The organism is Azospirillum oleiclasticum, assembly GCF_013423485.1.
Classification (GTDB): Bacteria; Pseudomonadota; Alphaproteobacteria; order Azospirillales; family Azospirillaceae; genus Azospirillum; species Azospirillum oleiclasticum.
This window is the reverse complement of record NZ_JABFFR010000041.1, coordinates 61898-72713: the sequence shown is the minus strand read 5'-3', so window position 1 is coordinate 72713 and position 10816 is coordinate 61898. Positions and strand designations below refer to the sequence as shown.

Genomic DNA, 10816 nt, shown 5'->3' with positions numbered 1-10816 from the left:
GATCGCCCTCTCCCCCATGGCGGAACGCATGCCATGGTGCCCGAGGCAATCCCGCCGGCGCAATCACCGCCTGTGGCGGTCACGCGCTTCGCCGGTGTTGGTCACGCGCTTCGCCGGTGTTTGGTCACGCGCTTCGCTGGTGTTTGGTCACGCGCTTCGCCGGTGTTTGGTCACGCGCTTCGCTGGTGTTTGGTCACGCGCTTCGCCGGTGTTTGGTCACGCGCTTCGCGCGAGCGGCGCCGCTTCCGGAACGAAGGCCGCGGCGGCCAGCAGGAGGTCCGGCCCGGCGCCGGGGCGGTGGGCGTTCTCGCTCAGGTGGCGGCGCCAGGCGCGGGCGCCGGGGCGGCCCTGGAACAACCCCAGCATGTGGCGTGTGATGGCGGACAACGGCGCGCCGCGGCGGCGCGCCGCCTCCACATAGGGCAGCATGGCGCGCACCACCGCGTGCGCGTCCGGCGGCTCCGCCGACTCGCCGTAAAGGAGGCGGTCGGCGTCGGCCAGGATGAAGGGCGTCTCGTAGGCGGCGCGGCCGATCATCACGCCATCGACGTGCGCGAGCTGGGCCTGCGCCTCGGCGAGCGTGCGGATGCCGCCGTTGATGGAGATGTCGAGATGCGGGAACTCCGCCTTCAGCCGGTGCACGAGGTCGTAGCGCAAGGGCGGAACGTCGCGGTTCTCCTTGGGGCTCAGGCCCTTCAGCCAGGCCTTGCGGGCGTGCACGACGAAGCGGGTGCAGCCGGCGGCGGACACGGTGCGCACGAAGCCCTCCAACGTCGGCCACTCCTCCATGGCGTCGATGGCGATGCGCGACTTGACCGTGACGGGAATCCGCACCGCGTCGCGCATGGCGCCGACGCAGCGGGCGACCAGATCCGGCTCCGCCATCAGGCAGGCGCCGAAGCGGCCGGACTGCACCCGGTCGCTGGGGCAGCCGACGTTCAGGTTGATCTCGTCGTAGCCCCATTCTTCCCCGATGCGGGCGCTGGCCGCCAGATCGGCCGGGTCGGAGCCGCCGATCTGGAGCGCCACCGGATGCTCGGCGGGGTCGAAGCCCAACAGCCGCTCGCGGTCGCCGTGCAGGATGGCGCCGGTGGTGACCATCTCCGTGTAAAGCAGCGTGCGGCGGGTCAGCAGCCGGTGGAAGAACCGGCAATGCCGGTCCGTCCAGTCCATCATCGGCGCCACGGCCAGTCTATGTGGTTGAAAAATCATGATTTTTCCTGTACGCTCAATTCATTAGGTCGCATCGAGTGCACACGACAGCGCGCCATAATGCGACGTTTTTCGCCCCGTTTCGACGGCGCAGTGCACACGGAGCGCACACGAAATGGCCAGCTTCACGAAGCTTCCCTCAGGGTCTTGGCGGGTCCAGGTGCGACGCAAAGGGCGCTATGTGAGCGAAACATTCTTGCGTCGGGAGGATGCGCGCCAATGGGCGGTTGAGGCCGAGCGCCAAATCGATCGTGGCGAGGCTCCACGTGATTCACGCACAGCACGCTTGAAAACATTTGGCGAACTCATTGAGCTTCATATCGATGATATGTGCGCTGTCGGCAAGGCGCCCCGGCGCTCCAAAGCTGCAACATTGGAAATCCTCCGACAACAGCTGGGTAAACTCAGCATGGCCTCACTTGATCGGGAGCGGTTGATCCGCTTCGGCCGAGAACGCGCCGCTCAGGGCGCAGGCCCCGTGACCCTCGGCATCGACATTGGGATGATCAAGCATATACTGTCGCACGCTGCGGCTGTTCACGGATTGGCGGTAAAGGTTGAGCCGGTCGATCTGGCTCGCATTGCCCTCAAACGGCTTGGCCTTGTCGGGAGAGGTGAAGAACGCGATCGTCGCCCTACACAAGACGAGCTCGACAGACTCATAGCCCATTTTGACGAGAAACAGCGCCAGATTGCTCCGCTCGGCCGTATCATCCGCTTCGCCGTGGCAACAGCCATGCGCCAAGAAGAGATATGCTTGGCACGTTGGTCGGATGTTGAAGCTCGCACCCGAATGCTTCTCATTCGAAACCGAAAAGATCCACGGCATAAAAATGGAAACAATCAGCGGATACCTCTGTTTTCAGCAAGTGGCTATGACGCCTGGTCGATCATTGAAGAGCAGAGAAATTTCCGCAACAACAGTGACGATAGAATTTTTCCCTTTAACAGCAAGTCAATTGGAACGGCATTTCGCCGTGGTTGCAAACATCTGAAGATTCATGATCTCCACTTTCACGACCTTCGCCATGAGGCGACAAGCCGTCTTTTTGAAGCAGGATTCACAATAGAGCAGGTCGCGCTCGTTACCGGGCACAAAGACTGGAAGATGCTGCGGCGATACACACATCTGAGACCAGACGCCCTCCATAAGCTTTTTGCATCTCGTGCCTCATAACCTCGCTCCAATCTTCGATGAACTCGACACGAGCTACCCGGGAATTTGGGTGATGATGGCCTGAGGAAGGTGGCGTACCGAGGCAGGTGAGGAACCAGCCTGAACCTAAAGGAGAGCGACACGCGATCGACGAGGATAGCAAGGTTGTCCGGCCACGTCAGCCGGCAGAGATCGACGGTCCGTTGAGGGCCATCCTGCGCGCTGGCGCCTGCCGGCTGCTGGAGCCGCTCATCGAAGCGGAGGACGACGCCTTCCTGGCGAGCATGAAGGACGCAAAGGTGGTGGACGGCTGCGACCGAGTGGTCCGGCACGGTCACGGAGTCGAAGGGCGATCCAGTGCGGCATCAGCTCCGCACGACCACCCTACGATGCCCGGTACGACACATTCCTCCGCGACGTGACGAAATCGAACACGACCAAACGGTTAGCTAAATCAGCAGTCGCCGCCATCGGCAGTGTCATGATGACGCGAGCATACGACAGCCGACGTCGCGACGTGGCTCAGCCGCATTCAGCGCACGACGCAAAGACAGTGATCGCGCCGCGATCGCGCCAACCCCGGCCCAGGCGCGAAGGATGGCAATGTCAGGATCGCGGCGGAACCTGCGGGATTGGTAGAGGCTGGAACCGGCGGGAGGAAGGACCGGTTGAACCTACGAGCCGTCCTGATGGTCCTATGGACTCACGACCGGAAATCAGCCGCGCGCAGCGCGCCGCGGAGCACCAGGAGCAGCGGCTCGCCGGCGTCGAGCGTGATCACCGGGGCGCGCTCCAGCATGTCCTTGGCGGCGCGGTCGAGCGGGCTCTCGATGCCGCGGCCGAGGATGGTGCCAAGCAGGCTGCCGCCGCCGGTCAGGGCCGCCGCGGCGAGGTCGACCGCGGTGCTGGCGCCGATCAGCAGGCCGGTTTCGAACCACGGCACCTCCACCCGGCCGGGCAGGCCGGCGGCACCGGTGGCGTCGGCGCCGATGGCGGCGGGCTGCACCATGTCGCTGCGCGGCCAGGGCCGCACGATCACCGGCCGCGACACCTCGATGCGCTTCTGGCCCTTGGTCACGCCGCTGCCGACCTCCATGGTCACCATCGACCCGGCCGGCACCGCCAGGCAGGCGAAGCCGGCGTCCCAGACGTCCCGCGTCACCTGGGCGGTCAGGATGCCGCCGCGCTCGGTCACCGTCCGGCTGATGGTCTGCGCCGGGATGGGTGTGCCCGGCGGCACCAGGCAGTCGGCACCGAAGCCGGTGACGTCCGACGCGCCGGCCGGCTTGGCCGCGGTGGGGTCGGGCTCCTTGCGGCTCCAGCCGCCGACACCGGCGTCCATCGCCTTCTTGCGCAGCTCGTCCTCCTTCGGTGGAGCCGAGGCGCGCGGCTGGGCCGGCGGTGGGGTGGTCGGCGTCGGCCCGACCCGTGGCGCGGGCGGGGGCTGCGGTGCGGCCGCCAGGTCGGCGTAGCTCGGCAAGGGCGGCTTGGGCGCCCGCCGCTCCACCGGTGTGGCCGCGCGTGGGGCGGAGCCGGTCCCTTGGGCGCGGCCCAGCATGTAGGCCACGACGCCGAGCGCGATCATGGCGCCTGCCACCAGCAGGATGCGCAGGACGTGCGGGCCGGAGGTGATCACGCGGTGGCGCACCAGCGGGTCGGCCGGGGCGTGCAACGGATCGCTCATGGCCGTGTCCTCCGGATGTGCACCTCCTGCGCGCCGAGGCCGAGCAGCAGGTGGTCGTGGATGCCGGCGACGCGGTAGGTGGCGTTCATCCGGCCGTACTGCACCGGCATCCGGGTGCCATCCCCGGCGATGCGCCACAGCACCGGCGCGCCGTGGGCGCCCAGCACCCCGGGGGTGAAGTTGATGATGGTCACCTCGCCGTCGTCGCACACCGGCGGCTGGCCATCCGCGGTCGGCATCGGCCGCCACTCCGGGGTGTCGCCGTCGAGCGTGTAGGCGCAGCGACGGTCGCGGTAGGCCAGTTCGGTGGTGCGGTCGCTCCGGGGCGTGCCGACGGCGGACGCGGTCGCCTGCCCATTCAGCGCGGCGAGCCAGTCCTCGGGGTAGCGCCAGCGCACCTCGACGTGATGGACGCGTTTGTGCGTCTCGACGTTGAGGTCGTACTTGCGCTCGCTGGTGAAGACGGAGATCTGCTGGTTGAGCCCGGCGCGCCGCGGCATGAAGGCGATGCACTCGGTGCGGGACGCCCCCCTGCCGTAGCTGTAGGGCTGGTGCGGGATCCACACCTGGGCGCCGGGCGCCACGATGTCGCGCACCACCTCGCCGGGCTTGAGGCAGACCAGGGTCTGGTTGCCCTCGGCCATGTAGACCAGGAAGTGCTGGTCGGGCTGGTACCAGTACTCGCAGCTCTTGCCCTTGAAGCAGGTCAGCGTCGGCAGGTCCAACGCCGCCTCGTTGGCCTGGCCGACCCATGCCCGGGTCTGCGCCCGCGACGGCCGCGGCCGGAGCCTCTCGCGCGGCTGACGCTCGACCTCCGTCGCCGGGATGCGCAGATCGGCCATGGTGTAGGTCCGCGGCGAGGCGTCCTCCGCCGCCGGATCGGCCGGCGGCCCGTCGGCGGCGCAGGCGGCGAGCAGCGGCAGGGCGAGCCAGAGCGTCGGGCGGGTCATGGCCGGGTCTCCGGGGCGGGAGGGGGCTGCACGGGTGCGCGGGGCTTCGGCCCGTCGAGCGCCAGCGGCGTGCCGTCGGGCTGGGAGAAGCCGGAGATCGAGACGCCGTCGAGCGCACCGTCGCGCGGCTGGCCGTCCACCGTCACCACGCCGGCGCTCATCAGCGACCGGCCCTCCGGCTTGAAGTGGCGGTAGACGGTCTCGGTCCACACCACGGTGAAGGCGGCGGCCCCGGTCATCGGATCGGCCTCGCGCTCCTGGACCCGGATGCCGGCGACGTCGCGGGTCCAGCCCTCGGCCGGGTCGAGGTCGGCGGCGATGAGGGCGTCCCATTTGTGCTCGGCACCGGCAATCAGGCGGGCGCGGGCGGCGGCGCGGTCGCGCGCCAGCACCACCGGGTCGGTGCCGAGCTGGCGCTGCCAGCGCACGAACCAGTGGACGGCGTTGACCCGCGCGCCCTTGGTCACCGAGACGGTGTCGTCGAGGAGCAGCAGGCGCTGGTGGCCGTCGAGCGCCTGCTCGACGCGGTAGACCGGCTTGTGGCGGGCGATCTCCACCAGCTTGCCGGCGATGCGGAGGTTGTCCCAGGTCATGACGCCGGCCCAGGCGAGGCTGAGCACGGTGAGGCCGAGATACCAGCGTTTCAGCCGCAGCGCCTTGGCCTCGCGGCTGGCGCGGTAGGTCATGGCCGCGAGGTACCTGGCGCTGTCGGGCACGGCGGCCGGCGGCGGGTCGTAGGCGTTGACGGTGCGGGTCATGATGGGTCTCCGCCGCCGGGCTTGCCGCCGCGGTACCAGGAGTCCTCGCCGCCCCACTCCTGGATCTGGCGGCTGGCCTGGCCTCGGCTGAGGTTGGGATCGTAGGAGCGCCCGCCCGCGAGACGGTCGAGCTGGGCGCGCTGGGCGTCGGTCATCGGCTGGTCCCAGCCGCTGGGACGCTGGGCGGGCTTCGACCCGCCGTAGGTTCCGGCCGGGTAGCGCCGCCCGGCGACCGGTGCCGACAACGGCCCGCCACCGCCGCCCACCGAAGAGGTCGCCCCGCCCACCGCGGTGCGCAATCCTCCGAGCGCCGCAGCGCCGCCACCGGCGGCAGCCGCGGTGGCACTGGCGGCGCCGCCGACGGTGCGGGCGCCGAGCCAGCCGGCGGTCCACAGGGCGGCCAGTGCGGTGACGCCGTCCATCACCGGCCCGCCGTTCACCAGCCCGGCTGCGGCGCGCGGCGCCTTGATCGCCAGCACGAAGATGGCGGCGGCCAGCGCCGCCACCCCGAAGGCCTGGGCCAGGGTCGGAGTGCCCGGGAAGGTGATGGTGCGCAGCGTGGTGCCGCAGATGGCGATGATGAAGCCGAGCACCAGCAGCTTCATGGCGGAGGCCGCGATGTAGCCGATGGCGCGCTCGGCCACGAAGCTGGTCGGCCCCAGCACGGCGAAGGGGATCGCCAGATAGGCGGCCAGCGACAGCAGCCGGTACTCCAGCAAGGCGAGGAAGACCTGGATCGCCAGCACGCAGAAGCTGACCAGCACGATGAGGGCGGCGAGCAGGAAGATGACGATCTCGACGAAGTTGAGGAAGAAGTCGATGGGTCCCAGCATCTCCTTGACCCGCTCCATCAGCGGGATCACCGCCAGGATGCCGAGATGAGCGATGTAGCCGGGGTCGTCGAGCGAGAAGCCCCCGCCGCCGAGGCTGAGCCCCTGGTCGGCGGCGGCCTGCATCAGCGCCGTCGAGCCCTCCGGGAACCACTCCAGCAGCGCGCCGATGACGGCGAACTTCAGCAGCATGCGCAGGAAGGGCCCGTGCACCGCGGGCTTGCCCTCGAACAGCCAGAGCAGCAACGCCAGGGTGTAGGACAGCATCGCCAGCATGCGCAGCGCCGCCTCGGCGTCGGGTCCGAGCAGGCCGAGGCCGGTCACCGCGGCGGCGGTGAGCTGCTGCAGGGCGACGGACAGCGCGCTGACGTCCATCGCCGGTCACTCCCGCGGGAAGCGGTGCTGGTCGATGCCGCGCCAGTCGGGGTGCTGGAGCAGCCGCTCCCGCGTCCACGGCCGGTCGCCGACCAGGGCCACGCCGACGAGGATCGCCGCCCCGGCCACGCTGATCGCCAACAGCAGGGCGAACACAAGGAGGATCCGACGGTTGGTCATGATCAGCTCCCCGGCGCGCCGTAGGTGGCGAGGCCGCGCCAGCTGATGATGGTGTTCTGGCGCGCCCGCTCGATGGCGGCCTGCTCGTAGTCGAGCTGGGCTTCGACGGCGCGGCCCTGGGCGGCCTGGAGCACCAGGAACTGGCCAGCGAGCTCGGCGTTGAGCAGGGTGGCCTGGGCGCCAGCGTCGAGCGCGCAGGTCTGGCCGCGGCAGGCTTTCACCGCCGCCACCAGTTCGCGGATGCGGTCCGGGTAGCCGGCGAGCGCGGTCATCACCTCGGCGGAGACCTGCTTGCTGGCCAGGCTGACGTCGCGGGCGAGCCGCGCCTGCTCGGCCCGGTGGGCCAGCACCCCCGCGGCCGAGAGCCCATCCGGCAGGGCGTCGGGGTAGAGGGTGGCGAACTGGCGCTCCACCCCGTCCAGGCTCCAGCGCACCCGCTCCGTCCGGTCCGCGACAGCGCGGGCCGCGGCCAGCCGGGCGGCGGCGGCTTCGCGCGTGTCGGTGCCGGACAGGGCGCGCATGGCGACCAGGTTGTCGATCTGGGTCAGCATGTGCGCGGTCTGGGCGATCAGCTCGAGCTCCTGGGTGTGGACCATCTCCTCGACGACGAGCGGCCGGCTCTCGACGATCGGACAGCCGCCGGCGGGATCCCCACCGCCGGCGAGCCCCGACACGGCGGAGCCGACGGCGCCGAGGAGCCCGTCGCCCTCGTCGGCGAAACAGCCGCCCCCGCCACCCCCGCCGAAGAAGCTGTTCAACACGCCGCCGAGGAAGGCGTGGGCCGGCGTGGTGGTGGTGACGACCGCCAGCGCCATGCCGATCGCGGTGACGGTGCGGAGAGTGCGGAATGCCTTCATCGCGTGACTCCTTCATCGGGGTGTCCCTTCTCAAGGGTGCCGGCGGCCGTGCCAAGTCCGTGCCGGCGCAGCCAGGCGGCGGCGAAGCCGTCGCGGCCGGCGTCGGCCATGGTCTCGAAGGCGGCGCGCCGGTGTGCGGCCCCGCCGCAGGCGCAGACCGCCAAGGCGACGGGATCGAGGTTGAGCTGGCCGAGCCGGCTGCCTTCGGGCGTCTTGAAGAAGACGTCGCGCCGCGGCATGGCACGGGCGACGAGACCGGCCTCGGCGGCGTTGAGCCCCCAGTCGCGCAGGATCGGCCGCTTGGCGGCGTTCGGGTCGGCGAGCAGCACCAGGACCTGGATGGTCTTCAGCATCGCCGCGATGCTGGAACCCTCGATGTCGTCGAGCTGGTGGGTGGCGAGCACCAGGGCGACGTTCTTCTTCGGCCCCCGCCGGCGGAGTTCGTCGAGCTCGGCCGGCTGGTGCTTCAGCGCCTTGAACGCCTCGTCCACCAGGAACAGGGTCGGACGGCCGTCCTCGAACAGCCGGTAGAAGCGGCGGAACAGCGCCCGGATCACCGGCGCCGCCCCCGCGCGGCGGTCGATCAGGGCGCCGATGTCCACCGTGGTCCAGGAGGAGGACAGCAGCCGGTCCTCGGCGGCGTCGATCAGGTCGCCGTAGGGGCCGCCACGGGTGTAAGGTTCCAGCGCCGTGCGGATCATGTTGTCCTGCACGACATGGGCGAGATGCGACAGGGTGCGCTCGGAAGCCGGCGACGCGGCCAGCAGGCGCAGGGCGATGTCGACCGCGTCGCCGGCCTCGGCCGCCGACAAGCCGCCCGGTCCCAGCACCCCTTGCAGGCGCAGCAGGTCCAGCACGAAGCCGTGACCCCAGGCGAATCCGCCCGGCGTGTCAACATCGGCCAGAGGCTGAAGGGCGAGATCCTGATAGGCGAGATCACCGGCACCCATGGAGAGGAACTCGCCGCCGGCGGCCCAGGTGGCGACCAGGCTGGTGCTCTCGGTGGCATCGACGTCGATCCACACCACCCGGCCCTGCGGCACGCGGGCGAGGAACTGGTGGCCGAGCATGGCAAGCACGGTGGACTTGCCGGTGCGCGGCGGGCCGATCACCAGGGCGGCTCCATCCGGCCCCTGGTGCAGGTCGAGCATCAGCGGCGTGCCGCCCTCGGCCTCGAGCTGCATCAGCGGATCGCAGCGCAGGTGCGGGTTCACCCGCGGCCCGCCCCACACGGAGGACAGGATGAGGAAATCGGCGAGCTGGACCTGGGTCAGCGGCACCTTGCGCGGGTTGGGGCGGACATGGCCGGGCAGCGTGCCGTACCACGCGCGCTCGGCCCCCCACCCCTCCTCGATGGCGGTGAAGCCCAGCCCGCGCAGCACCTTCACCAGCTCGGAGCACCGGGCGTCGGCCTCCTCGACGCTGTCGCCCCACAGCACGGCGGTGGGCGTCATCCAGCCCGAGCTGGTGCCGGCCTGCTCGGCCTCCAGCCTTGCCGCCTCGGCCTCCAGCGCCTCCATCACGCCGACCGGGTCGTGGCGAAGTGCCGTGAAGCCGCCGACGGCGCGCAGCAGCACCGAGCGCCAGTCGTAGGAGGTGTCGTCGTGCTTGCGCCAGAGAGCGGCGAACACGCCGCGGGCCTGGACATGGTCCATCGCCTCGAAACGCACCGACCAGCGGATGGGAAATGGCAGCGCGTCGAGCGCGTTCATCAGACCGGGATGGGTGGCCCGCGGGTAGCCGCCGATCCCCACCACCCGGACGTGCCATGCAGCCCCACCGTTGCTCCAGGCCGGGAAGGAGCCCGGCACCAAGCCGACGTCGATGAGGTTGGCCTTGATCGGGAAGCCGGGGATGTCGGGGACCAGCACGCGGGGCTGGTCGATCGGCGAGACGCAGGAGTGCAGGAAGGCCTGGACCTCGTCGTCACCCAGCATGCGGGCCCAGCCGACGGCGCGGCCGAGCAGGCCGGCGACCTGCAACACCAGCTGGCGGAACGGCTCGACATGATCGCGCATGACGTCGGGCCGGGCGCGCTCCGGCGGGTTGCGGGTGAACCAGGAGGCCACACGGCGGGTCGCCGGTTTGCCCGGCGTGTAGGTGATGGCCACAAGACTGCGGGTGCGGAGCTGCCGGCCGGGAGAGTCGAGCCGGGCGCGGCGCTCGGCGTCGATCAGCTCGGAGACGGGATGTACGCCGGTGCTCCGCGGGTAGCCGCGGCCGAAGCGGCGCTGCATTTCGAAGTGGAAGGTCCAGCCACCGGTGAAGGGGAACAGCACGTTGCCGGCGGCCATGGCGGTCTGCTGGATCTCGGCCGGGTCCTGCACCGACTGGTCGCGACCGCTATACTCGACCACCGCCATCAGGGCGCCGTCCTCCTCCAGCAGCACCACACCGGGCCACACGAAGCAGTCCCAGGGCAGGTGCCGCGACAGCGCGTCGTAGCCGTCGTCGAAGGCGGAGAGGTCGAGCACGACTACCCTTCCTTCCTTACCGGGGGGCCTTGTAGGCGGAGAGGCCGAGCGACCGGCCGCGGGTGCGGGCGGCGCGCAGCAGCCAGGCGGCCGCACTCTGGCGGACGATCTCGAGCCACCAGGGATCGCGGCGGGTGAGGTGGCGGGCGGTGAGGAAGACGGCGAGGAACCCCGCCACCGCCTGGGGAACGGCGCCGAAAACCAGCCACAGCTCGGCGGCCAGCCACACCGCCACGGCGAGCAGCTCCATCGGCACGCCGAGCGGCATCTTGGTCGGCCGCACCGAGGTGCGGCGCACCGGCTTCTCCCATCCATCCGGGAAAGAGGATGGTGGCGGCAG

10 protein-coding genes and 1 pseudogene are annotated in these 10816 nt (G+C 70.3%); 2 read left to right on the top strand and 9 right to left on the bottom strand.

Annotated elements, in window-relative coordinates:
- Positions 1-216: 216 nt before the first annotated feature.
- Positions 217-1176 carry a tRNA dihydrouridine(20/20a) synthase DusA gene (dusA, locus tag HL658_RS30745; protein ID WP_246338064.1) on the bottom strand — a complete coding sequence of 320 codons (960 nt, stop codon included), beginning with the start codon at positions 1174-1176 and terminating at the stop codon, positions 217-219.
- A 151-nt stretch (positions 1177-1327) separates the two neighbouring features.
- Between dusA and HL658_RS30740 the strand changes: the two genes are divergently transcribed.
- The gene (locus HL658_RS30740; protein WP_180283658.1) at positions 1328-2389 is read left to right on the top strand and encodes a site-specific integrase; all 1062 of its coding nucleotides are present in this window, start codon (positions 1328-1330) and stop codon (positions 2387-2389) included.
- Between the two features lie 125 nt (positions 2390-2514).
- A pseudogene (locus HL658_RS38290) lies at positions 2515-2715 on the top strand (IS256 family transposase); the annotation flags it as partial.
- Between the two features lie 356 nt (positions 2716-3071).
- On the opposite strand, the gene HL658_RS30735 reads toward HL658_RS38290, so the two are convergent.
- The 8 genes from HL658_RS30735 to HL658_RS30700 are packed head-to-tail and all read right to left on the bottom strand — an operon-like array spanning position 3072 to position 10774.
- The gene (locus tag HL658_RS30735; protein WP_180283657.1) at positions 3072-4052 is read right to left on the bottom strand and encodes a TraB/TrbI/VirB10 family type IV secretion system protein; all 981 of its coding nucleotides are present in this window, start codon (positions 4050-4052) and stop codon (positions 3072-3074) included.
- Positions 4049-5002: a TrbG/VirB9 family P-type conjugative transfer protein gene (locus HL658_RS30730; RefSeq protein WP_180283656.1), complete on the bottom strand. Its 954-nt coding sequence runs from the start codon at positions 5000-5002 to the stop codon at positions 4049-4051. The genes HL658_RS30735 and HL658_RS30730 overlap by 4 nt, the downstream gene beginning before the upstream one ends.
- Positions 4999-5760, bottom strand: a complete 762-nt coding sequence (locus HL658_RS30725; protein WP_246338062.1) for a hypothetical protein — start codon at positions 5758-5760, stop codon at positions 4999-5001. The genes HL658_RS30730 and HL658_RS30725 overlap by 4 nt, the downstream gene beginning before the upstream one ends.
- Complete coding sequence (locus HL658_RS30720) at positions 5757-6965, bottom strand: type IV secretion system protein (RefSeq protein ID WP_180283655.1); 1209 nt, start codon at positions 6963-6965, stop codon at positions 5757-5759. Before HL658_RS30720 ends, HL658_RS30725 begins: the two co-directional genes overlap by 4 nt.
- A gap of 6 nt (positions 6966-6971) precedes the next feature.
- Positions 6972-7145, bottom strand: coding sequence for a hypothetical protein (locus HL658_RS30715; RefSeq protein ID WP_180283654.1), 174 nt, complete (start codon positions 7143-7145; stop codon positions 6972-6974).
- Between the two features lie 2 nt (positions 7146-7147).
- Positions 7148-8002 (bottom strand): hypothetical protein, encoded by an 855-nt coding sequence (locus tag HL658_RS30710; protein ID WP_180283653.1) that lies wholly within the window; start codon positions 8000-8002, stop codon positions 7148-7150.
- Positions 7999-10476 carry a conjugal transfer protein TrbE gene (locus HL658_RS30705; protein ID WP_180283652.1) on the bottom strand — a complete coding sequence of 826 codons (2478 nt, stop codon included), beginning with the start codon at positions 10474-10476 and terminating at the stop codon, positions 7999-8001. The genes HL658_RS30710 and HL658_RS30705 overlap by 4 nt, the downstream gene beginning before the upstream one ends.
- A gap of 16 nt (positions 10477-10492) precedes the next feature.
- The gene (locus HL658_RS30700) at positions 10493-10774 is read right to left on the bottom strand and encodes a VirB3 family type IV secretion system protein (protein WP_343055391.1); all 282 of its coding nucleotides are present in this window, start codon (positions 10772-10774) and stop codon (positions 10493-10495) included.
- Positions 10775-10816 lie beyond the last annotated feature (42 nt).

Coding starts and splice junctions, on each gene's coding strand:
- dusA (WP_246338064.1), bottom strand. CDS start 1,176: ATGATGGACTGGACGGACCGGCATTGCCGGTTCTTCCACCGGCTGCTG.
- HL658_RS30740 (WP_180283658.1), top strand. CDS start 1,328: ATGGCCAGCTTCACGAAGCTTCCCTCAGGGTCTTGGCGGGTCCAGGTG.
- HL658_RS30735 (WP_180283657.1), bottom strand. CDS start 4,052: ATGAGCGATCCGTTGCACGCCCCGGCCGACCCGCTGGTGCGCCACCGC.
- HL658_RS30730 (WP_180283656.1), bottom strand. CDS start 5,002: ATGACCCGCCCGACGCTCTGGCTCGCCCTGCCGCTGCTCGCCGCCTGC.
- HL658_RS30725 (WP_246338062.1), bottom strand. CDS start 5,760: ATGACCCGCACCGTCAACGCCTACGACCCGCCGCCGGCCGCCGTGCCC.
- HL658_RS30720 (WP_180283655.1), bottom strand. CDS start 6,965: ATGGACGTCAGCGCGCTGTCCGTCGCCCTGCAGCAGCTCACCGCCGCC.
- HL658_RS30715 (WP_180283654.1), bottom strand. CDS start 7,145: ATGACCAACCGTCGGATCCTCCTTGTGTTCGCCCTGCTGTTGGCGATC.
- HL658_RS30710 (WP_180283653.1), bottom strand. CDS start 8,002: ATGAAGGCATTCCGCACTCTCCGCACCGTCACCGCGATCGGCATGGCG.